At 67.2% G+C, this 21864-nt stretch carries 17 protein-coding genes; 8 read left to right on the forward strand and 9 right to left on the reverse strand.

What is annotated here, in order from left to right; genetic code table 11:
- Positions 1–7: 7 nt before the first annotated feature.
- From accB to FRZ44_RS07265, 5 genes are all read right to left on the reverse strand, one after another.
- The gene (accB, locus tag FRZ44_RS07245; RefSeq protein WP_151176558.1) at positions 8–454 is read right to left on the reverse strand and encodes an acetyl-CoA carboxylase biotin carboxyl carrier protein; all 447 of its coding nucleotides are present in this window, start codon (positions 452–454) and stop codon (positions 8–10) included.
- The gene (gene aroQ / locus FRZ44_RS07250; protein WP_151176559.1) at positions 454–912 is read right to left on the reverse strand and encodes a type II 3-dehydroquinate dehydratase; all 459 of its coding nucleotides are present in this window, start codon (positions 910–912) and stop codon (positions 454–456) included. Before aroQ ends, accB begins: the two co-directional genes overlap by 1 nt.
- A 192-nt stretch (positions 913–1104) precedes the next feature.
- The gene (locus FRZ44_RS07255; RefSeq protein ID WP_151176560.1) at positions 1105–1866 is read right to left on the reverse strand and encodes a 3-oxoacyl-ACP reductase family protein; all 762 of its coding nucleotides are present in this window, start codon (positions 1864–1866) and stop codon (positions 1105–1107) included.
- 101 nt (positions 1867–1967) lie between these two features.
- Positions 1968–2720 (reverse strand): DsbA family protein, encoded by a 753-nt coding sequence (locus FRZ44_RS07260; protein WP_151176561.1) that lies wholly within the window; start codon positions 2718–2720, stop codon positions 1968–1970.
- A 113-nt stretch (positions 2721–2833) separates the two neighbouring features.
- Entirely contained in the window at positions 2834–4159 is a 1326-nt protein-coding gene (locus FRZ44_RS07265) for a M48 family metalloprotease (protein ID WP_191908460.1), read from the reverse strand.
- 70 nt (positions 4160–4229) lie between these two features.
- Here FRZ44_RS07265 and FRZ44_RS07270 point away from each other — a divergent pair, with 70 nt between their 5' ends.
- The 4 genes from FRZ44_RS07270 to FRZ44_RS07280 are packed head-to-tail and all read left to right on the forward strand — an operon-like array spanning position 4230 to position 8782.
- On the forward strand, positions 4230–5831 hold the full coding sequence (locus tag FRZ44_RS07270; protein ID WP_191908461.1) for a gamma-glutamyltransferase: 1602 nt from the start codon (positions 4230–4232) through the stop codon (positions 5829–5831).
- 8 nt (positions 5832–5839) lie between these two features.
- Positions 5840–6988 carry a pyridoxal phosphate-dependent aminotransferase gene (locus FRZ44_RS27000; protein WP_191908462.1) on the forward strand — a complete coding sequence of 383 codons (1149 nt, stop codon included), beginning with the start codon at positions 5840–5842 and terminating at the stop codon, positions 6986–6988.
- 19 nt (positions 6989–7007) lie between these two features.
- Complete coding sequence (locus tag FRZ44_RS07275) at positions 7008–8300, forward strand: SDR family oxidoreductase (protein WP_191908463.1); 1293 nt, start codon at positions 7008–7010, stop codon at positions 8298–8300.
- Positions 8297–8782, forward strand: coding sequence for a DUF2269 family protein (locus FRZ44_RS07280; RefSeq protein WP_151176565.1), 486 nt, complete (start codon positions 8297–8299; stop codon positions 8780–8782). Before FRZ44_RS07275 ends, FRZ44_RS07280 begins: the two co-directional genes overlap by 4 nt.
- Before the next feature lie 85 nt (positions 8783–8867).
- On the opposite strand, the gene FRZ44_RS07285 is transcribed toward FRZ44_RS07280, so the two are convergent.
- A complete protein-coding gene (locus FRZ44_RS07285; protein ID WP_151176566.1) occupies positions 8868–12074 on the reverse strand; it encodes an Rne/Rng family ribonuclease in 3207 nt (1068 codons plus the stop codon).
- 549 nt (positions 12075–12623) lie between these two features.
- Between FRZ44_RS07285 and FRZ44_RS07290 the strand changes: the two genes are divergently transcribed.
- From FRZ44_RS07290 to FRZ44_RS07305, 4 genes are all read left to right on the forward strand, one after another.
- Positions 12624–14039, forward strand: coding sequence for an N-acetylmuramoyl-L-alanine amidase (locus FRZ44_RS07290; RefSeq protein WP_191908464.1), 1416 nt, complete (start codon positions 12624–12626; stop codon positions 14037–14039).
- Between the two features lie 151 nt (positions 14040–14190).
- The gene (locus FRZ44_RS07295) at positions 14191–16665 is read left to right on the forward strand and encodes a penicillin-binding protein 1A (protein ID WP_225308585.1); all 2475 of its coding nucleotides are present in this window, start codon (positions 14191–14193) and stop codon (positions 16663–16665) included.
- Positions 16666–16956: 291 nt separating this feature from the next.
- A protein-coding gene (gene prfB / locus FRZ44_RS07300) for a peptide chain release factor 2 (protein ID WP_151176568.1) occupies positions 16957–18076 on the forward strand; the annotation gives its coding sequence in 2 pieces (ribosomal slippage) (positions 16957–17025 and positions 17027–18076; 1119 coding nt in all).
- Between the two features lie 112 nt (positions 18077–18188).
- Positions 18189–18839, forward strand: coding sequence for a glutathione S-transferase family protein (locus FRZ44_RS07305; RefSeq protein WP_151176569.1), 651 nt, complete (start codon positions 18189–18191; stop codon positions 18837–18839).
- Here the strand turns inward: FRZ44_RS07305 and FRZ44_RS07310 are convergent, their stop codons facing one another.
- From FRZ44_RS07310 to FRZ44_RS07320, 3 genes are all read right to left on the reverse strand, one after another.
- Positions 18840–19559, reverse strand: a complete 720-nt coding sequence (locus FRZ44_RS07310) for a ferritin-like domain-containing protein (RefSeq protein WP_225308586.1) — start codon at positions 19557–19559, stop codon at positions 18840–18842.
- Between the two features lie 249 nt (positions 19560–19808).
- The gene (gene bcp, locus FRZ44_RS07315) at positions 19809–20297 is read right to left on the reverse strand and encodes a thioredoxin-dependent thiol peroxidase (RefSeq protein ID WP_151176571.1); all 489 of its coding nucleotides are present in this window, start codon (positions 20295–20297) and stop codon (positions 19809–19811) included.
- A 175-nt stretch (positions 20298–20472) separates the two neighbouring features.
- Positions 20473–21648 (reverse strand): ferritin-like domain-containing protein, encoded by a 1176-nt coding sequence (locus FRZ44_RS07320; RefSeq protein ID WP_191908465.1) that lies wholly within the window; start codon positions 21646–21648, stop codon positions 20473–20475.
- Positions 21649–21864: the final 216 nt, after the last annotated feature.

Consider the following 21864-nt stretch of genomic DNA (forward strand, 5'->3'; position numbering starts at 1 on the left):
CTGTGGCTCAATCGATCACCATCAGCACTTCGCCATACTCGACCGGACGCCCGTCCGCGACCAGGATCTCGCGAACGGTGCCGCCGTCGGTGGCGGGAATCGGATTCATCACCTTCATGGCTTCGATGATGAGCAGGGTCTGCCCCTTGGTCACGCGGTCGCCCACCTTGACGTAAGGACTGGCGCCCGGCTCGGCCGAGAGATAGACGGTGCCGACCATGGGCGAGGTGACGGCGCCGGCGGGCGGGCCGTCCGCCGCGGTGTTCGCCGGTGCCGGCGCAGCCGGTGCGGGCGCTGCGGTCGCGGGCGCTGCTGCGGCCGCGGCCGCCAGCATCTGCTTGTTCACGCGGATGCGCTGCGGGCCGTTCTCATACTCGATCTCGGTGAGGCCCGTCTGCTGCAGCAATTCGGCCAGCTTGCGGATCAAAGCCTCGTCGACGTCGAACTTCGCCATTACGTCTCTTCCTGGGTCCTGAGCGTTGTGGCCATCGCGTCGAGCGCCAGCAGATAGCCTTGCGCGCCCAAGCCGCAGATGACGCCGGTCGCGGCGAGGCTCACATAGGAATGATGCCGGAATCGCTCGCGACGGTGAATGTTGGAGAGATGGACCTCGATGATCGGCAGGTCCGTCGCCGTCAGGGCGTCGAGCAGCGCCACCGAGGTGTGGGTGTAGGCCGCCGGGTTGATGATGATCGCGGCGTGGCTGCGCCGCGCCGCCTGAATCCAATCGACCAGCTCGCCCTCATGGTTGGATTGGCGGAAATCGACCGCCAGGCCCAGCTCCTTCGCCCGCTTCTTGCAGCTCTTCTCGATGTCCGCGAGCTTCGTCCGGCCATAGATGGTCGGCTCGCGCTCACCGAGGAGGTTGAGGTTGGGCCCATTCAGGATCAGGACGGTGGGGGTTTTGGCCAAGGGGCTGGATTTCCGCAAATCTAACGGCTGAACGAGCCCTTATAGCATGGGACCGGAATGGCGCAACTTCGCGCCGAAAGCCGCCTTAACCCGCAGTCTTTGCTGGGCAATCAGGCTTTTTCAGGGCTGGGCGCGTCGGCGAGCCCGGACGCTCGCGAAAGCGATCCGGTCCGCCGCCCACCCCGAGTCCCCTCAGCCGCCCATCGACATGCCGCCATTCACCCGGATGACCTGGCCGGTGATATAGGCGGCATCCTCTGAAGCGAGGAACGCCATGGCGGCGGCGATTTCCTCGGGCTTGCCGTAGCGGCGCATCGGCACCAGGGTCAGCGCGGCCTCGAGCCCGGCGGCATCGATCTCGCCCAGCATCTCGGTCGCGATATAGCCGGGCGACACGGCATTCACGGTGACCCCGTGGCGCGCGACCTCGGCCGCGATCGGCCGCATCATCGCGGTGATGCCGCCCTTGGAGGCGGCGCAGACCGAGTATTTGTTGCCGCCGAAATCGGCGATCTCCGTGATGCAGGAGCCGGTCGCGATCAGCCTGCCATGCTTGCGGTCGATCATCTGCGGCAGCACCGCGCGGGCGACGTTGAAGAAGCCATGGAGGTTGCTCTCGATGGCACGGGTCCAGTCCTCGTCGGTGCTCTCCACGAACGGCCGGTCGATGACGATGCCGGCGTTCGAGACCAGGATGTCGACCTTGCCGAAGGCCTTGGCGGTCGCCGCCACCAGCTTCTCCGCCTCCGTGCGCTTCGAGACGTCGGCCGGCACCACGATCGCCTCGCCGCCGGCCTGCCGGATCTCGGCGGCGACCGCCTCGGCCTTGTCCACCGTCGAGACGCAGTTGACGCAGACTTTGGCGCCGTCCGCCGCGAAGCGCAGCGCGATCGCCCTGCCGATCCCGCGCGAGCTGCCGGTGACGATGGCCGAACGGCCTTCGAGCTTTCTCATGAAAATCCTCCCTGGCGTAATGCCGGATCGTTCCTGCCGGCTTCGCTCGCGCAGGCTAGGGGGATGACCGGGATCATGCAACCAGGGGCAGACCTGCCGGCTCAGCTCGGCTGGCGGGCCTGCTGGATCAACTGCTTCATCTGGTCGATCGAGATCGCGCCGCCGACGAAATGCGCACCGAAGAGGAATGCCGGCGTCCCGTCGATATTGAGTGCCTGCGCCAGCTCATGGACCTGCTTCAGCTGCTCCATGATGGCGGGATCCTCCATGTCGGCCTTGAGCCGCACGACATCGAGCCCGGCCCCTTGCGCCAGCGACAGGATCGCGTCGTCGGTCAGCTCGCCCTTCTGGGCGATCAGCGCCTCATGCATCTCGCGATATTTGCCCTGCTTCTGGGCCGCGAGCGCCGCCTTGGAGGCGACCAGCGATTCCGGCCCCAGGATCGGGAATTCCTTATAGACGATGCGCAGATCCGAATCGCTCGCCAGCAGGCTGGCGATGTCCGGTGCCACGCGCTTGCAATAGGGGCAGCGGTAGTCGAAGAACTCGACGATCGTCACGCTGGCATTGGCCGGCCCGATGCTGGGGCTGTTCGGGTCGGCATAGATCGCGTCCTTGTTGGCCGCCACCGCCGCCATCCGGGCGCTGTCGCTGGCGTTCTGGCGCTGCTGGTCGAGGGCCTGCAGCGCGCCCACGACCAGCTGAGGTTCGTTGGTCAGGGTGTCGCGCACGATCTGGCGCAGCGCCGCCTCGTCGGGTTTCGGGGCGCCCATATGGCCAAGGCCCATCATGACGGCGAGCGCCGCGGCGGCACCGATCAGGGCGGAAACGACGGCCAATCCAATCGAACGCATCGGAAACGGACTCCAATCGGGGCGGATGGGGACGGGCGGCGGATTATCGGCGGGCGGGCCTCGCCAACGCAACCCCGAAGCGCTGCCGCGGGATCACGGTCGAGAGAGCCGCATCAGTCCTGATCCTGGCTCACCTGGAACAGGATGTCCTCCGCGCGGAGCGCGCCCGGCGAGCCCGGCGGCAGTCCGTCCTGGGCGCGGCGCGCATACTCCTTCGCCTTCTTGTCCTGACCCTGAAGCATGGCGATTTCGGCCTGGGCCAGCGCCACCATCGGCAGCTGGTTGTTGCGCCCATAGGCGACGGTGAGGAGCCGCCAGCCCTGGATGTTGGCGGGTTCGAGGCCGGTGGCGACCTCGAGATGCTGGATCGCTTCGCCATTGGCGGTGGCGTCGTTGGTCTCGACCAGGCTCTGGGCCAGCCCGATGCGCAGCAGCGGCGAATCCGGCGCCAGCTTGACCGCCTGTCGATAGGCCTCGACGGACTCCGCCGTATGGCCGTTCTCGAACAGCATCTGGCCCTTCAGTTCCTTCAGATACGGATTGTTGGGCTCTTCGAGGATCAGCTGGTCCACCGCCGGCGTGGCTTTGGCGAGATCCGCGGCGCGGTACCAGGCGATGGCGCGCGCATAGCGCGCGGCGAAGCTGGTGTCGTTCTCGGGATAGGCCTTCATGATATCGTCGAGCGGCTCCATGAAGGCCACGATCTTGGCGCGAATGCGCCGTTGGTCTTCCTCGAACTGGGGATTCAACGGCGCATTGGTAAAGGGCGAGGACGCCATGAACTGCTGGATGTGATCCATGCGCTGTTGCGTCATGGGATGGGTCTGCAGGAATGGATTTTCGTTCGCGAATCCCGTGAGCACCGCGTCTTTCTGCAGGATGTCGAACATCTCATACATGCCGCGCGCCGTCTGGCCGGTGGCGTCGAGGAATCCGAGCCCGGCCGAGTCCGCGGACGCCTCCTGCGTGCGGGTGTATTTCAGCAATTGTGTCGTGGCGACGCCCGGCCCCACCAGGACGCCGGCACCGGCAGCACCGGGCTGGCCGGAGGCGATGCCCGCGCCGATGCCGAGCACCATCGCGATGATCGATTCGATGGTGGCGGCCCGCTGGACGTCCTTGGAGCGGACCAGGTGGCCGCCCGCGATGTGGCCGGTCTCATGCGCGATCACGCCGATCACCTGATTGGCGGTCTGCGCGCGCACCAGAAGCCCGGTATGGAGGAAGAGATTCATCCCGCCGGCGACGAACGCGTTGATGCGCGGGTCGTTCACGATATAGATATGGATCGAAGCCGGGTCCAACCCGGCCGCTACAAAGATTGGCGTGGTGTAATCGCGCAGGTAAGCTTCGATCTCGGCGTCGCGGACCAGGCTCGGGCCATCCGCGGCGACGGCGATTGACGGCGCGAACGCAAACCAGGCTGCGACCAACGTCACCAAGGATCTCAGGAACCGCATGATGCGCATGACCTTATCCGACGCACTGAGAAATGGGAACCGCCGGGGCGTGCGGCAATGGGTCCTGATTCTCGCCGGAAGCGCGCTCGTCGGCGCGGCGGCCCTGCTGCTGCTGGCCGCCTGCGAGCCCGAAAAGCCGCCCGGAATGATCGGCAGCGTCAGCGGTTTCGCCGGTGCGGCCGTGGCCGACGAGCCGCGCGCGGCGGTGGTGGCCCGGGACGTGCTTTCCGCCGGCGGCAGCGCCGCCGATGCCGCCGTCGCCCTCTATTTTGCACTGGCCGTGACCATGCCATCGACCGCCGCCCTGGGCGGGGGCGGGGTCTGTATCGTCCACGACGCCGACAAGAAGACCACCGAGGTTCTGGATTTCCTCCCGCGCGCGGCACCCGATGGTCGCGTGGCGGTCCCGCTCGCCGTGCGCGGCATGGCGGCCCTGCAGGCGCGTTATGGAAAGCTTCGCTGGGAGCAGCTGCTGGGGCCGGCCGAGCAGATGGCGCGGCTCGGCACGCCCACCAGCCGGGCGCTGGCGCGCGAACTGGTCACCGCCGGCGCGAGACTGAGCCAGGATGACGAAATGGCGCGGATTTTCCTCCATCCCGACGGGACGCCGCTGCAGGAGGGCGAACCCTTGCGCCAGGAATTGCTGGGCGGCGTGCTGACCCAGCTGCGCATCAAGGGCGCGGGCGAGTTCTATACCGGCACGCTGGCTCATACCCTCACCGATGCCGCGCAAACGCTGGGCGCGCCCTTGACCATCGAGGCGCTGCGCAATGCCAAGCCGGAATTCAAGCCCGCCCTCGAAGTGCCCTTCGGCAATCACACGATCTATCTGTCGCAGCCGCCGGCCGCCGGCGGTGTTGTCTTCGGACAATTGGTCGAAATGATGATCGACGTCGAGGACTTTGCCGGCGCGCCCGAAAGCGAGCGGCCGCATCTCGTGGCCGAGGCCTCGGAACGGGCCTTCGTCAACCGGACGAGCTGGATGGAGCCGGACGGCAGCAGCAAGGTCGATCCGGCGACCCTCGTCACCGAGGATTACGCCAAGATGCTGATGAAGGGATATGACAAGGGCCATGCGACGCCAGCCAACCCCTTCGTCGCGGTCCCGGAGAATCCGTGGGCGAGCGGCTTCGTCACCGCCGATGCCGACGGCAATGCGGTCGCCTGCAACGTCACGATGAACAATCTCTTCGGGGCGGGCCGGATGGCGCCCGGGACCGGCATCCTGCTGGCGCCGGCGCCCAACGATCGCGGCGCCGGCTATCGCGCCCTGGGGCCGGTTTTGCTGGCCAACAAGTCCACGGGCGAGTTCTTCTTCGCCGGCGCGGCCTCGGGCGGAGAGACCGCGGCCACCGCATTGGCGCAGGTGTTCGTAAGGGTGGCCGAGGCCAAGCAGTCGCTCGCCGATGCGGAGGCCGCACCCCGCTTCCATCACAACGGCTCGCCGGACCTCGTCTATACCGAGAGCATCGATCGTACGCAGAGCGAGAGCTCGCTGACCCAGCGCGGCCACCAGATCCAGCAGATCGACTCCATCGGCCGGGTCAACGCGATCTGGTGTCCGAAGTCGCTCCAGCGGGATTCGGCCAGCTGCAGCGCCGATGCCGATCCGCGCGCGTTCGGGCTGGCCGTGGTCCAGACCGACAAGTAGCGGCGACGATGGCACTCAAGGTCGCACGGCGCGGGAAGGTGCCGCCCTTCATTGCGATGGAGGTGCTGCGCCATGCCAACGAGCGCGCCGCGCAAGGCCATGACGTCCTCCATCTCGAGGTCGGGCAGCCCGGAACCGGCGCGCCGCAGGCGGTGATCGAAGCCGCCCATCGCGCGCTCGACCGGGAGGCGCTGGGCTATACCGAAGCCCTGGGGCTGCCGGTGCTGCGCCAGCGCATCGCGCGTCACTATGCCGACACCTACAAAGCCGATGTCGACTGGCGGCGCGTCGTTGTCACCACCGGCTCGTCGGGCGGGTTTCTTCTGGCCTTCCTGGCGGCCTTCGATGCCGGCGACAGGATCGCGCTGGCGAGCCCAGGCTATCCCGCCTACCGCAACATCCTGACGGCGCTCGGGATCGACCCGGTCGAGCTCGAGGTCGGGCCGGAGCATCGCTTCCAGCCGACACCGGAACTGCTGTCGCGGCTGGAGCGGCAACCCGACGGATTGATCGTCGCGAGCCCGTCCAATCCCTGCGGCACCATGCTCGATCGCGGCCATTTCGAAGCGCTGCTCGGTTATTGCCGGGAGCGCGGCATCCGCGTGGTGTCCGACGAGATCTATCACGGCATCACCTACGGCATGGCGGCCACCTCGGCCACCGAGCTCCATGCCGAGGCCATCGTCATCAACAGCTTCTCGAAATATTACGCGATGACCGGATGGCGGCTGGGCTGGATGGTGGTGCCGGAGGATTTGCTGCGCTCGGTGGAAAGCCTCGCGCAGAATCTGTTCGTGTCGCCGCAGGCCCTGCCGCAGCATGCGGCACGCGTCGCGTTCGACGCCAAGGCCGAGCTCGACGGCAAGGTCGCGCATTACGCCGAGAACCGGGCCCTGCTGCTGCGCGAGCTGCCCAAGGCCGGCTTCGACCGGCTGGCGCCGGCCGACGGCGCCTTCTACATGTTCGCCGATGTCGGCGCGCTCACCAACGACAGCACCGCCTTCTGCCAGCAGATGCTGGAGGAGACCGGCGTCGCCGCTACGCCCGGCGTCGATTTCGATCCCGCCCGGGGCCATCGCTTCCTGCGCTTCTCCTTCGCCGGCAGTACCGCCGACATCGCCGAGGCCGCCCGCCGGCTCGTCGCCTGGCGGCGATAGTGTCGCGGGCGGCGGGCAGATGCGCATCCTCGTCGTCGGCGCCTACGGACTGATCGGAACTTACGTCTCGACGCGCCTGGTGGCCGACGGCCATGAGGTGACCGGTCTCGGCCGGCGCACGGCCGACGCGGCCCGGCGCCTGCCGGCTCTGCGCTGGATCGCCGGCGACCTGCGCGCCATGACCGGGGAGGGAAGCTGGACCGAGCCGCTCCGAGACATCGAGGCTGTCGTCAATTGTGCCGGCGTTCTCCAGGACGGTCCCAAGGACGAGGTCGCTAGCGTCCAAGCTGACGCCATGAGGGCGTTGTTCCGGGCCTGCGAGAACAGCGGCGTCCGGCGGTTGATTCATTTCTCGGCGCCGCCTTCGGGCTCCGGGACCTTGTTCGAGACGACGAAGCAGGAGGCGGACAAGGCGTTGGCTGCATCGACGCTGGATTGGCTCATCCTGCGGCCGGCCCTGGTTCTATCGCCGCAGGCCTATGGCGGCAGCGCCCTGTTGCGCGGATTGGCGGCACTCCCCTTCTGCAGGCCTTCGATCGCCGGCGCTCGGCCGCTTCAGATCGTCAGCATCTTCGACGTCGCAGAAACCGTATCGCGGGCACTTCGGAATCCCGCCCACGCGCGCCGGATCTACGATCTCGCTCATCCCGAGAAGATCGCGCTCGACGATCTGGTCGTCCTGCTGCGCGAGTGGCTCGGCCTGGCTCCAGTTCCCGCCCTTCGCCTGCCGGGTTGGTTCGTGGCTTGCGTGGCGGCCCTTGCCGACGGGGCGGGCCGGTTCGGGTGGCGAAGCCCCGCGCGAACGACGGCACTGCGCGAGCTGAGCCACGGCATCGACGCGCATCCAGAGGGCTGGATCGAAGACTGGGTTGCCGAGCCGGCGGCCTTGCAGGATATCCTCGCGGCCCATCCCGCGACCGTCCAGGAGCGGCGATTTGCTCTGGGATATTTCCTCAAGCCCTTGGGACTGGTGGCGCTGGGCCTGTTCTGGATTGCCAGTGGAATCCTGGGGCTCGGCGCGGCGAGATCCGAAGCGGCTCAGGCCCTGGTTGCGGGCGGATTTTCCGCGGGCGTCGCATCGGCGGCTGTGATCGGTGGAAGCCTTGTCGATATCGCGCTCGGCGGGGCCGTGCTTTTCGCCCGCACCGCGCGGCTGGCCCTGATCGGCATGCTGGGGGTGAGCCTGATTTATTTGATCGCTGCGACGATCCTGTTGCCCGGCCTTTGGCTCGATGCGTTCGGCGCCCTGCTCAAGGTCATCCCGGCCATGATCGCGGCCCTGGCCATGCTCGCCTTGTTGCCCGATCGATGATCGAGCTCGCGACCGTCCTCAAGCTCCTGCATGTCCTTGGCGCCACCGTTCTGTTGGGAACCGGCGCCGGCATCGCGTTCTTCATGGTCATGGCCAACCGCACCCGCGACGCGCGGGCGATCGCCCATGTCGCGCAGACGGTGGTGATCGCCGATTTCATCTTCACGGCCTCGGCCGTCCTGCTGCAGCCCGTGACCGGCTGGCTGCTGGCGCGCACCGGCAGCTATCCGCTGACCGAAGGCTGGATCGGGCTTTCTCTCGTGCTCTATCTGCTGGTGGGCGCCTGCTGGTTGCCGGTCGTCTGGATCCAGATCCAGATGCGCAATCTCGCGCGCGCCGCGGCCGACGACCATGCGCCGTTGCCGGATCGCTATGACCGCCTCTATCGGGTTTGGTTCTATCTCGGCTTCCCCGCCTTCGCCGGCGTCATCGCCATCATCTGGCTGATGCTGGCGAAGCCCAGCGTCGCGATTGGGTTTTGATCCCTCGGGGCCAACGAAGAACCCCGACCCGGTCTTTCGACCGGGTCGGGGCTGACGTCAAATCCGGAACGGACCTACGAGGCGCTTAGGAGCCGCGGCGCCACCAGCCGCGCTTGGTCGGTTGCGGCTCGCTCTTCGGCTCCGGCAGAACGACCCGGGCCGGTTCCTCGGCGCGATGGCTGGGGGCCGGCTGTTCCTGTCTTTCGGCCGCGTGAGCAGGCTCTGCCGGCGCGACAAGGGTGGCCGCAGGCGCGGCCTCCTCATGATTGCGATGGGCATGCCCATGCGCCGGCTGGTCGTGGGGCCGATCGCGAGCGGATTCCACCGGCGTCTCGCTCTCGTCGCCGGTTTCCTCGTTCTCCAGCTCGGCGTCGTCCTCCGGCACCTCGGCTTCGACATTGCCGTCGGCGTCCTCGATCTCGTCATCCGGCTCGTTATAGGGCCAGTCGCGATCGAAGTCGGCCGGCGTCACCAGGGGCCGCGGGCCGCGCGGCTGTTCCTGGGGCTCCCCGGGATCGTTCTCGAGACCGACCTGCGGCGCCGGGGCTTCACCCGGCAAGCCGCCTTCCTGGCGACGGCGCGAACGCCGGCGACCGCCGCGCCGGCCACGGCGCCGACGCCGGCGTGCATCGCCTGCACCGGGCGCCTGGGCCTCGTCCTGACCTTCGCGCGGTTGCGGCGCCGTGGCATTGCCCGGGCCTTCGGCGGCCTCGGCGGGCGTCATGTCATCGGCAACGAATTCGCTGCGACGCGGTTGGTTTTCGATCGGCCGTTCGGCAGCGACCGGCACCGGGCCCTCGCGGCGCTGGCCGTCGCCATCGCGACCGCCTTCCCGGCGGTTGTCCTCGCCGTCGCGTCCGCGACCGCCCCGGCGACGCCGGCGGCGGCGGCGGCCGCCCCGCTCATTCTCGCCGCCTTGTTCGGCCCGGTCGCCGCGATCACCGCGGTCGCCCCGATCGCCGCGGTCGTTGCGCGCTTCGCGCGGCTCGGCCGGGGCGACGTCGCCGTCCTCGGGCTCGAGGCGATCTTCGATCTCGGCTTCGTCCTCGATCTCGATCTCGTCTTCGGGCTCGTCGAGGACCGCCGGTGCCGGCAGCGAAGTCGCCGGCATGGGCAGCTCTTCGCCCGGTGCCAGCGCCCGCAGGCGCTCGATGCGGTATTCCGGCGGGATCAGGTGATCGTCGCCGGTGAGATAGACGCGGAAGCCATGGCGGATCTCGATCTCGGCCAGGGCCCGGCGCTTCTGGTTGAGGATGAAGAGGGCGACCGCCGTCGGCACCGAGACGGTGATGCCGGGGCCGCGGCGGCGCGTGCCTTCCTCCTCGACGCCGCGCAGCACATGGAGCGCGGTCGATTCGGTCGAGCGCACGCGCCCCAGGCCGCGGCAGAGGCGACAGATCTCGGTCGAGGCCTCGACCAGGCTCGGACGCAGCCGCTGGCGCGAGAGCTCGAGCAGGCCGAACGGGCTGATGCGCCCGATCTGGATGCGCGCCCGGTCGGTGCGCATCGCCTCCTTGAGGCGACGCTCGACCTGCGCGTTGTGGCGCTGCTCTTCCATGTCGATGAAGTCGATGACGATCAGGCCGGCCAGATCGCGCAGGCGAAGCTGGCGCGCGACCTCTTCGGCAGCCTCCATATTCGTGCGCAGCGCCGTGTCTTCGATGTTGCGCTCGCGCGTGGCGCGGCCGGAATTGACGTCGATCGCCACCAGCGCTTCGGTCTGGTTGATGACGATATAGCCGCCCGACCGGAGCTGGACCGTGGGATTGTGCAGCGCGTCGAGCTGGGTCTCGACTTGATGGCGCTGGAACAGCGGCATGCTGGGGTCGCGATAATGGATCACGCGCCGCGCATGGCTCGGCGTCAGCATCTTCATGAAGGCCTTGGCGGCCTTGTAGCCCTCGTCACCCTCGACCTGAATGTCCTCGATGTCGCGCGTATAGAGATCGCGGATCGAGCGCTTGATCAGGTTGGCTTCCTCATAGATCAGCTCGGGCGCCGTCGAGCGCAGCGTCAGGTCGCGAATCTCGCCCCAGAGCCGCAGCAGATACTCGTAGTCGCGCTTGATCTCGGTGCGGTTGCGCTCGCTGCCGGCGGTGCGCACGATCACGGCCATCCCCTTGGGGATTTCCAGATCGCCGATCACCGACTTGAGGCGCTTGCGGTCGTTGGCGCTGGTGATCTTGCGCGATACGCCGCCGCCGCGCGCGGTGTTGGGCATCAGCACGCAATAGCGGCCGGCCAGCGAAAGGTAAGTGGTGAGGGCGGCGCCCTTGTTGCCGCGCTCTTCCTTCGTCACCTGCACCAGCATGATCTGGCGGCGCTTGATGACTTCCTGGATCTTGTAGCGGCGCAGCGACCGGGGCCGGCGCGGCTGTTCCTCTTCCTCGGCCTCATCGCCACCGACGACGTCGAGCGGGGCTGCCGCCACCGGGGCCCGGTCCTCGATCCCGCCGCCGACCGGGGCCGCCGGCAGCTCGTCGGGACGCGTCTCGGCGCCGCCCGCGATCGATTCGCCGCGATCGGCGGCCATGCCTTCGACCGCATCGCGATTGCCCATGCCCTCATTGGCGCCGTCGTCGGTCTCGTAAGACGGGCCTTCGAGGCGGTTTTCCGAATCGCCGCTCTGGCGCAGCGCCATCGCGTCGTCGCTGCGCGCCGCATCGTCGGGGTCGACGCGGTCTTCGCTCGCCGATTCCTCGGTCTCGCGGTCGAAATCCGGACCGGCACGTTCCGCGGCATCGTCGCCTTCGTCGGCGGCTTCGCCGTCGGACGAGAATTCCGGCATCGCATAGGAAGCCGGACGGTCGTATTCGGCCGGCCTGTCGTCGCCGCGATCGTAGGCTTCGCCTTCGCCGCCGTCCTCGCCTTGCGTCGAATCGATCAGATCGGCGTCGTCGGAGGCCGGTTCGGCTTCGACCCGCTCGGCGCCCTCGGTCTTGGTGTGGCTCGAATCGTCGGCGTCGTCGTCATCGTCGTCGTCCGAGCGCTCGTTGGCGGCCGCTTCGGCCTCGAGTTCGGCTTGGAGCGCCTCGCGATCGGCGATCGGGATCCGGTAATAGTCGGGATGGATTTCGTTGAAGGCCAGGAAGCCGTGGCGATTGCCGCCGTAGTCGACGAAGGCGGCCTGCAGCGACGGTTCGACCCGGACGATCTTCGCGAGATAGATGTTGCCCTTGAGGGCTTTCTTGCTGGCGATCTCGGCGTCGAATTCTTCAAGTCGTTTCCCGGAAACCACCACGACCCGTGTTTCTTCCGGGTGGGTGGCATCGATCAGCATGTGTTTGGTCATCAGACATGAACTCCATGGCGCGTCCGGCACGGTCGGCGCAAAGCGCGAGCGGCGGCGCGACGTCGAGGTGGATGGGGCAGTTGCGAGTCATGGCAACCTGTTTCTGCGAGCGCCCGCGCCTCCGATCGGGGAGACGCCAACGCGGAACCGGAACCCTTGGTGCGAACCCCCCGCCATAGGGCGGCTGCGGGTCAAGAGCGCGGAAGCGACCGTCGGATCAGCCTGATTCGCGGTTTGAAGCGCGAACCCTGTCGCCGGTAGGCGTCCGCCCGCGCGCTTGTCAGCGCGCCCGCGGTCTGCCGTACCCGGCGGCCCCGGCCTCGGCCATTACGCCGGACGCAGGAGCCTGGGGCGAACCCTGGGACCGTTTCACCATAACCAGGGGAGTGTTTTTCCACAACGAAGATTACCGGCGGGTCTAAGCAAGGCCAGGCGCCGGGCCGGGCTGGGGCAATAGCCCTATCCTGCGCTAGGCTGTTGCAGCGCGACGACTCGGGCGCGTATATGTTGTGGATAAGACCTCATATCCCTCTAGACTCTGTGTTGCCTATGACGGGTCGCTGCCGCTTCGCCCTGTTTTTGATGGTCCTGGCGCTGCTGGCCGGCCTGTGCGGCCCGGCGATGGCCGCGGTCGACGTGCAGGGCATCCGGCTCGGCGTCCATCCCGACAAGACCCGGGTGGTGCTGGATCTTTCGGGCGGCGCGGCCTACCGCACCCTGTTGCTGGCGAATCCCTACCGGCTCGTCATCGATCTCGAAGGCGTGCAGTGGCAGTTGGGTCCCGAAGGCGCCCCCGCCGGGAAGGGTCTGGTTTCCGGCATGCGCTATGGCACCTATTCGGGCGGCACCCAGCGCCTGGTGCTGGATCTGGCCGGGCCGGTCACGCTCCAGCAGAGTGCCCTCATCGCCGGGTCCGGCACCGTGGCGGCCCGCCTCGTCCTCGATCTGGTGCCGGCCAGCGCCGACCAGTTCCTGGCGGGTGCCGCCGGCGGCTCCGGCCCGGCCCTGGTCTCCCTGCCGGAGGTGACGGCGGCCTCGGGCAGCGATCCTGCGGCCGGTAGCCAGTTGGCAGCGGGGACGGATTCCGCCGGCGCGCTGCCCACCCCTGACCTCAAACCGGCGTCCGCGACCTCCGATCAGGGCAGCGTTCCCCTGACCGCAGCCCCCGACCCGGTGCCCGCACCCCTCCCGGCCGTCGGGGGCAACATGAGCACCGCCTGGCTGGGATTCCCGCCGCCGCTCAAGCCTCCGCCGCCTTCGGCCGGGCCGGTGCGCCCGCTGATCATGCTCGATCCCGGTCATGGCGGGGTCGATCCGGGCACCGTCGGCGCCTCCGGCGCCTATGAAAAGAACCTGACGCTGGCCATGGCGCTCGAGATCAAGCGCCAGATCGAGGCGAGCGGACGCTTCCGGGTCCAGCTCACCCGCGACAAGGACATCTTCATTCCCTTGCGCGATCGCATTGCCATCGCCCGTGCCGCCCATGCGGACATCTTCATCTCGCTGCATGCGGATTCGCACGACAACGCCGATCATCGCGGCGCCACGGTCTATACCCTGTCGGAGAACGCGTCGGACGCCGAGGCCGAGGCGCTGGCGGCCAAGGAGAACAAGGCGGACCTGATCGCGGGCGTCGATCTCTCGAACGAGAACCAGATGGTGACCTCGATCCTGATCGACCTGGCGCAGCGCGAGACCAAGAACCAGTCGGTCCGGCTGGCGGACTATATGGTCCAGGAGCTGGCGAGCGGGACCCTGCTCAACCGCAACACCCACCGCTTCGCCGGCTTTGCCGTGCTGAAGGCGCCCGACGTGCCCTCGATCCTGCTGGAGCTGGGCTATCTCTCCAACAGCCAGGACGAGAAGCTGCTGCAGACCAAGGCCTATCGGCGCAAGATGGCGGCGGCGATCCTCAAGGCGATCGGCGACTATTTCCAGTGGCAGCGGACCCTGACCCAGGGATGACGGTCTTAACCTCTCGTCAACCATCCTGCGCCACAGATCCGCCAGGATTTGAGCGGCAAATGAAGCCTCGACCGCGGGGTACCGGCGAGGCAGAGTGGAGCGCCTCGGGCCGAGACGGACGCGGCATTTTCCAGGAACGGTTCGACAAGTCGTGAAGCGAGTTATCCTCGGTCTTCTGGGTTTGCTGCTGGGTTTCGGCATCGCCGGCCTGGTCGGCGCTTATGTCATCTTCCAGCATTACGCGGCGACCTTGCCAGCGGTCTCGGAACTGGCGGTCTACGATCCGCCGGTGGTCACGCGCGTCCATGCCGGCGACGGCCGTCTGCTGGCCGAGTTCGCGACCGAGAACCGGGTCTATGTCCCGATCGGCGCCATCCCGAAAGTCGTGTCGAACGCCTTCATCTCGGCCGAGGACAAGACCTTCTACGAGCATCCCGGCATCGATCTGCCGGGCATCGTCCATGCGATGATCACCAATCTGCGGCATATGGGCTCCGACCGCCGCCCGATCGGCGCCTCGACCATCACGCAGCAGGTGGCGAAGAATTTCCTTCTCACCAACGAGGTCTCGCTCGAGCGCAAGGTCAAGGAGATGATCCTCGCGCTCCGCATCGAGAAGGCCTACAGCAAGGACCATATCCTCGAGCTCTATCTGAACGAGATCTATCTCGGCTTCGGCTCATACGGCGTCGCGTCCGCGGCCCTCAATTATTTCGACAAGTCGCTGGACGAACTGACCATCGCCCAGGCCGCCTTCCTGGCCTCCTTGCCGAAGGCGCCCAGCAAATACAATCCCGTCACCCGCACGCAGGACGCGATCGACCGGCGCAACTGGGTCATCGGCCGCATGCTCGAAGACGGGCATATCACGGCGGCCGAGGCCGCGGCCGCCACGGCCGAGCCCTTGAGCATCAGCCGGCGGGGCGAGGCCGAAACCGTCTCGGCCGATTACTTCGCCGAGGAGGTCCGGCGCGAGCTGATCCAGCGCTTCGGCGACAAGAGCCTCTATGAGGGCGGCTTGTCGGTGCGCACCACGCTCGACCCGCAGCTGCAGGCCTATGCCGACAAGACCTTGCGCGACGGCATGCAGCGCTTCGATCGCAAATATGGCTATCGCGGCCCGGTGAGCACGATGGAGCTGGGCGAGGACTGGGCGGCGAAGCTGGCGGCCCTGCCGGCGCCCAAGGGCCTGCGCGACTGGCAGCTCGCGGTCGTGCTCTCCGACGATGCCGAGGCTGCCAAGATCGGCTTCGGCAACGGCCAGACGGGCCAGATCCCGCTGGCCGAACTGAAATGGGCGCGCAAGGATCTCGACGACAACCATGTCGGTCCGGCCATCGCCAAGCCCGAGGACGCGATCAAGCCGGGCGACGTGGTGATGGTCGAGCCGGTCACGCAGGACAGGGACGGCAAGGCCTATCCCGAAGGCAGCTACGGGTTGCGGCAGATTCCCGCGATCGGGGCGGCGATGGTGGCGATGGACCCGCATACCGGCCGCGTGCTCGCCATCGTGGGCGGCTGGAGCTACGAGATCAGCGAGTTCGACCGCGCCACCCAGGCGCTGCGCCAACCCGGCTCTTCCTTCAAGCCCTTCGTCTATATGACGGCGCTCGAGAACGGCTTCACGCCCTCGACCTTGATCCTCGACGCGCCGATCGTGATCGACCAGGGGCCGGGCCTGCCGCTGTGGAAGCCGGAAAACTACGAAGACACCTTCCTCGGGCCTGCCACGATGCGCGTGGGCCTGGAAAAGTCGCGCAACCTGATGACGATCCGCCTGGCGCAGGCCGTCGGCATGGACAAGGTGAAGGCGCTGGTCGATCGCTTCGGCGTGGTCGACAACATGCAGCCGCTGCTCTCCATGTCGCTGGGTGCCGGCGAGACCACGCCGCTCAAGATGGCGACGGCCTATTCGATGATCGTCAATGGCGGCAAGCGCGTCGTGCCCCGCTTCATCGACCGGGTCCAGGACCGGACCGGCGCCACGATCTTCAACAGCGACCCGCGGCCCTGTCCGAACTGCCAAGTCCCCTGGCAGGACGGTTTGACGCCACCGGAGATTCCCGACGAGCGCGAGCAGGTCGTCGATCCGCAGACCGCCTACCAGATGGTCCATATGATGGAAGGCGTCGTGCAGCGCGGCACAGGTTTCGTGGTCTCCGCCGTCGGCAAGCCGCTCGCCGGCAAGACCGGCACCACCAACGAGAGCCGCGACGCCTGGTTCGTCGGCTTCTCGCCCGACCTCACGGTCGCCGTCTATTTCGGCTATGACCAGCCGCGGTCTCTGGGTGCCAGGGAGACGGGCGGCGTGGTCGCAGCGCCGGTGTTCCGCGATTTCATGATCGACGCGCTGAAGGACAAGCCTGGCACGCCGTTCCGCATTCCGCCGGGGATCCGCCTGGTGCGTGTCGATGTGAAGACGGGCCAGCGGGCCAATTCGGGGACCCAGAAGGTGATCTACGAGGCCTTCAAACCCGGCACCGAGCCCAGCGACACGCCCACCAACGTGATCGAGGGCATCGGCGTCGCGGATCAGGGCGGCGGCCAGACCAGTACGCCCGGCGTGGTCGGCGTGCCGAGCTCGTCCGACAGCGGGCAATCGACCAGCCCCAGCGGGCTTTATTGAACACATCCCTCTTTCCTCTCCGCCCGCGTAGCGGGCGGAGAGGGTTGCGAAGGCTTAGGTGAGACCGAAGGTCGAGCCTTAGCCGGAGCTGGGAGAGGTGGGTCCTTGCTTGCCACACACCCTCTCCCAGCTCCGGCTAAGTCTCCGCTTCGCTGCGACTAAGCCTGCGCAACCCTCCCCCTCATGACTGAGGGGGAGGAAAGAACGCAAGAGTGTCCCGCCCTTGACGTCAGGGCCCGCCTCGGTGCAAGAGAGGCCCTTCCTTCGGACCTTGGAGACAGGCAGAGCGACATGCGCGCTGAATTGGAAGCAGCCGTCGGGGACATTCGTTCCTCGGTGGCCCTGCTGAGGAGGCATCTTTGACTGGGATCACGCGCTGACGAGGCTCGAGGATCTCAACGCCAAATCCGAAGATCCCAAATTCTGGAACGACTCCCAGGCCGCGCAGAAGCTCATGCGCGAGCGCAACCATTTGCAGCAGTCGATCGAGGATTGCCGCAAGCTGGAGCGCGACCTCGACGACGCCCTCACCCTGATCGAGCTCGGCGAGACCGAGAGCGACCCCGCCAGCGTCGCCGAAGGCGAGGCGGCGTTGAAGGCGCTGCAGAAGCGCGCCCGCCAGGTCGAGCTCGAGGCGCTGCTCTCGGGCGAGGCCGACGCCAACGACTGCTACATCGAAATCAATGCCGGCGCCGGCGGCACCGAGGCCCAGGACTGGGCTTCGATGCTGACCCGCATGTATGCGCGTTGGGCCGAGCAGCATGGCTACAAGGTCGAGTGGCTCGAAGAGAGCCCCGGCGAAGAGGCGGGCCTGAAGTCGGCGACGCTGCGCATCAAGGGCCGCAACGCCTATGGCTGGCTCAAGACCGAGAGCGGCGTGCATCGCCTGGTGCGCATCTCGCCCTATGACAGCGCGGCGCGCCGGCACACCAGCTTCGCCTCGGTCTGGGTCTATCCGGTGGTCGACGACAACATCAATATCGAGATCAAGGATTCGGACCTGCAGGTCGACACCATGCGGTCGGGCGGCGCCGGCGGCCAGCATGTGAACAAGACCGAGAGCGCCATCCGCATCACCCACATCCCGAGCGGCATCGTGGTGAAGTGCCAGGAGGACCGCTCCCAGCATCGCAACCGCGCCACCGCCATGGCGATGCTGAAGTCGCGTCTGTTCGAGGTGGAGCTGCAGAAGCGCGAGGCGGCCTCGGCGGTGACGGAAGCCGGCAAGTCCGACATCGGCTGGGGTCACCAGATCCGCTCCTATGTGCTGCAGCCCTATCAAATGGTGAAGGATCTGCGCACCGAGCTGCAGACCTCGGACACGCAAGGGGTGCTGGACGGCGATCTCGACGCCTTCATGGCGGCCTCGCTGGCGGCGCGCGTCGGCAGCAAACGCGCGGGCGTCAACTAACCTTTCGGATTCGTGACCGGCGCCCCGCCGCCCTTTACGAAGGACGGCTCGCCAAGCCCGGGATTTCCTTGCGATAATCCGCCTCCACGCAGGAGGACCGGAGGCGACCGCCATGAGCGAGAGGAAGCCGGTTGTTCTTTATGCTGTGGATTACAGCGTCTATGGGCGCATGGCCCAGTTGGCGCTGATCGAGAAGGGCGTCGCTCACCGCGTCGAGGTGATCGACATCTTCAAGGGCGCGCCGCCCGACTATCTGAAACTGCATCCTTTCGGCAAGATCCCGGCGCTGGTGCATGGCGACTTCAAGCTCTACGAGACCGCCGCCATCACGCGCTATATCGACGAGGCCTTTCCGGGCCCGGCGCTCCAGCCCGCGGATCCCGAGGGTCGCGCCCGGCTGGCCCAGATCGTCTGCATCGTGGATCATTACGGCTACCGGCCGCTGATCTGGGACATCATGGTGGAGCGGCTCATGGCGCCCACCGAGGGGCGCGAACCCGACGAGGCCAAGATCGCCGCGACGATTCCGAAGGCGCAAACGGTTCTCGCCGCTTTCTCCGATCTGATGACCGGCCCCTATCTGCTGGGCGAACAGCTCACGCTGGCGGATCTGCATCTGGCCACGATCATCGCCTATTTCCGCCTGGCGCCCGAGGGGCAGCAACTCCTGGGCCAGGCGCCGAAGATCGCGCGCTGGTGGACGCTGATGGAGCCGCGCGCCAGCCTGCAGCAGACGCGTTATCCGCTGGAGAAGCGCAGCTAGCTAGGCGGGCTCCGCCAGCGCCGCATATTCCGCCGGCACCAGGCCGGCGGCGACGCGGGCTTCGTCGTTGAAGGGCGGCTTCAGGGTTCCGCGGAAATGCTTGCGCACCAACGCGCCCCAGGCTTGCGCCGGGTCGAGCGCGCGGCGCTCGCATTCGAAGAGGAACCAGCGCCGGCCGATGCCGACATGGCCGATCTCCTCTTCATAGATCACGCCCAGCACCGCGGCGCTCTTCTCGTCGTCGGCGCGCTTCAGATCGCCGATCATCTTCGGCGTGACATCGAGCCCGCGCGCTTCCAGTACCAACGGCACGATCGCGAGCCGCGCCAGCAGGTTGCCCGCGGTTTCCTCCGCCGCCTGCCAGAGCCCGTCATGCGCGGGCAGGTCGCCATAGGCACCGCCGAGCTCGGCGAGGCGATCCGACAGCAGGCCGAAATGCTTCGCTTCCTCGTCGGCGACGGAGACCCAGTCGTCATGGAAATGCCGCGGCATGCCGGCTTGCGGAAAGCGCGCGAGGATATCGCAGGCGAGATCGATCGCGTTGAGCTCGATATGGGCCAGCGCATGGAGCAGCGCGATGCGGTTCTCGGGGTTGCCGGCGCCGCGCCGCTTGGGCATGTCGCCCGGCCGCCGCAGCTCGGGCCGCGTCGGCCGCGCGGGGCGGTCGGGCGGGGCGGCGATGCCGACCGGCAGCGCGCCGTCGCGCCAGGCGGTCGCCATGGCGCGCGCCGCGGCGGCCTTGGCGGCGGGGTCGGCGGTGGTGAGGGCGGCGACGGCGAGGGAGGCGAGGGAAGGGGTAGCAGCAAGATATGTCCCCTCCCCCCTCGAGGGGAAGGGTGAGGGAGGGGGATCGCTCGATATCGCCAGTGGTTTTGGAACAGCGGTCATGTTGAATGTCGGCGCGGCCCCCTCCCTAGCCCTCCCCCTCGAGGGGGGAGGGGATAAGTACAAAAGAAACGCGTTCGCCCTCTACCCCGCCTTCAATTCCTTCAGCGCCTTCAGCACCTCTTCCGAATGGCCGGGCACCTTCACCTTGCGCCAGATGTGGCGGATCACGCCCTTGGCGTCGATCAGGAAGGTGGCGCGCTCGATGCCCATATATTTGCGGCCATACATGCTCTTCTCGACCCAGACGCCATAGGCTTCGGTGACCTCGCCGCAATTGTCGGAGCCGAGTTTGAAGTTCAAGTCGTGCTTCTTCTTGAACTTCTGATGGCTGGCGACGCTGTCGCGCGAGATGCCGATCACCTCGGCCTCGATCTTGCCGAACTTGGGGAGGTTGTCGCGGAAGGAGCAGGCCTCCGCGGTGCAGCCCGGGGTGTCGTCCTTCGGATAGAAATAGAGCACCACCGGCTTGCCCTTGAGCTTCGGCAGGGAGATTTCGCTGCCGTCGTCCGCCGGAATGGTGAAAACCGGAGCCTTGTCGCCTTCTTTGAGTTCCGCCGGCGTCTTCGCCATCGTCGATCCCTCCGTAGTTCCGCTTTCGAACTCTCGCCAAAACTCCGGTCATTTGTGCCGTCGAGCGGGCAAAGTCAACGGGGGCCGGCGCGCGCCTCATTTTTGGCCGCAACCGGCGGCGAGGGCGATTAACCCGGCAGGGCGCGGGGATCTGGAGGCGGGGAGGAGGCGGCGATCAACGCGACGGCGGCTGGCCCGCGGGCGGTGGCGGGTTGTCCGGCAAGCTGTCGGTGCCCTGGACCGGCCCGGGAGGCCGTTTCGGGCCGGGCTTGTTCAAGGCGCCGCCCGGCTGGAACCGCAGCTGGATGAAATGGCGGCCGACATACTCGTCCTCGGCCAGCATCTTGTCGACGTCGAGGTCGGCATAGGCCAGCACGCCCATCTTATCGAAAGCCGCCTGAATCTTGGGGCCCCAGAGCCCGATATATTTGATCGTCGGCACGACGCGGCGGAACAGCACGGCGCGGAACTCGCGCATCAGCTGCGATTGCTCGGCGATCTCCATGCAGAGCTTCTTGGGCAGGCCGACCGTGTCCCAAACCGTATCGGGCGCCAGCCGCTCGCGCATCAGCCAGCAGGCATCGACCAGGAATTCCTCGCGCTCGGCGCGCTCGGCATCGGAGAGCTGCGGATAATACTCCTTGAGCGCCAGCCGTCCGAAGGCGACATGGCGCGCCTCGTCCTGCATCACATAGGCGTTGATGGTCGCCGCGAGCTTGTTGAACGCCTGGTTGCGGATGCGCTGGAACGCCGCCAGCGCCAGGCCTTCGATCAGTACCTGCATGCCGAGATAGGTGAAGTCCCAGCGCGGGTCGTGGAACACGTTCTCGAGCAGCGACTTCAAGGGCGCGGTGATCGGGTAGGCCATGGCGAATTTTTCGCGCAGCAACCGGCCATAGACCTCGACATGGCGCGCCTCGTCGAAGACCTGCGTCGCCGCATAGAGCTTGGCGTCGAGATAGGGAACGAGCTGAACGACCTTGGAGGCGCAGACGAGCGCTCCCTGTTCGCCATGGAGGAACTGCGAGATCTGCCAGGTCTGGAGATGCCAGCGCAGCTCGATCTTCTTCTTCTGATCGAGCTTCTCCCAGACCGGCGAGCCGAAGATCGGCACGGTGTGATCGCCGATCTGCATCGGATTGTCGGGATGCAGCTCCTGGCGCCAGTCGATGCGCTCGGACGCATTCCACTGCTGGCGCTTGCCCTTCTCATAGAGACCGAGAAGTTCGCCCCGGCCGCCGTCATAGGCCCAATCGAGCGCAGTCTCAACCTCGCCCGGGACCTTCCAGTCCAGGCTGCCGATGTCGCCCACATAGTGGAAGGGCGGCCGCTTCTCGTCGTCCTTGCTCACGGGCGGTGAAGCTCTCCTTGGGGTCCCGGCGGGAATACCGGGCCGGGCTGTCGGGTGCTCAGGCTAGTGCCAACGGGTTAACGTTTCACCCGCGAAGACGCCCTGTTCTCTCAACGGCTTAGGAAAAAGGTCGCCCAAACTCAGGATCGCCCGCGAGGCTCGCCCGAGGCAAGGACCGAACTGTCGCGGGCATCATCGCACAAACTTGCGATCAAC

Origin of the sequence: Hypericibacter terrae, from assembly GCF_008728855.1 — a bacterium.
Classification (GTDB): domain Bacteria; phylum Pseudomonadota; class Alphaproteobacteria; order Dongiales; family Dongiaceae; genus Hypericibacter; species Hypericibacter terrae.

Excerpts from the sequence above, each read along its gene's own strand:
- FRZ44_RS07255 (WP_151176560.1), bottom strand. The coding sequence starts at position 1,866 with ATGAGAAAGCTCGAAGGCCGTTCGGCCATCGTCACCGGCAGCTCGCGC.
- FRZ44_RS07290 (WP_191908464.1), top strand. The coding sequence starts at position 12,624 with ATGACGGGTCGCTGCCGCTTCGCCCTGTTTTTGATGGTCCTGGCGCTG.
- FRZ44_RS07260 (WP_151176561.1), bottom strand. The coding sequence starts at position 2,720 with ATGCGTTCGATTGGATTGGCCGTCGTTTCCGCCCTGATCGGTGCCGCC.
- accB (WP_151176558.1), bottom strand. The coding sequence starts at position 454 with ATGGCGAAGTTCGACGTCGACGAGGCTTTGATCCGCAAGCTGGCCGAA.
- FRZ44_RS07310 (WP_225308586.1), bottom strand. The coding sequence starts at position 19,559 with ATGGCGACCGCCTGGCGCGACGGCGCGCTGCCGGTCGGCATCGCCGCC.
- FRZ44_RS07305 (WP_151176569.1), top strand. The coding sequence starts at position 18,189 with ATGAGCGAGAGGAAGCCGGTTGTTCTTTATGCTGTGGATTACAGCGTC.
- bcp (WP_151176571.1), bottom strand. The coding sequence starts at position 20,297 with ATGGCGAAGACGCCGGCGGAACTCAAAGAAGGCGACAAGGCTCCGGTT.
- FRZ44_RS07275 (WP_191908463.1), top strand. The coding sequence starts at position 7,008 with ATGCGCATCCTCGTCGTCGGCGCCTACGGACTGATCGGAACTTACGTC.
- FRZ44_RS07280 (WP_151176565.1), top strand. The coding sequence starts at position 8,297 with ATGATCGAGCTCGCGACCGTCCTCAAGCTCCTGCATGTCCTTGGCGCC.
- FRZ44_RS07285 (WP_151176566.1), bottom strand. The coding sequence starts at position 12,074 with ATGACCAAACACATGCTGATCGATGCCACCCACCCGGAAGAAACACGG.
- FRZ44_RS27000 (WP_191908462.1), top strand. The coding sequence starts at position 5,840 with ATGGCACTCAAGGTCGCACGGCGCGGGAAGGTGCCGCCCTTCATTGCG.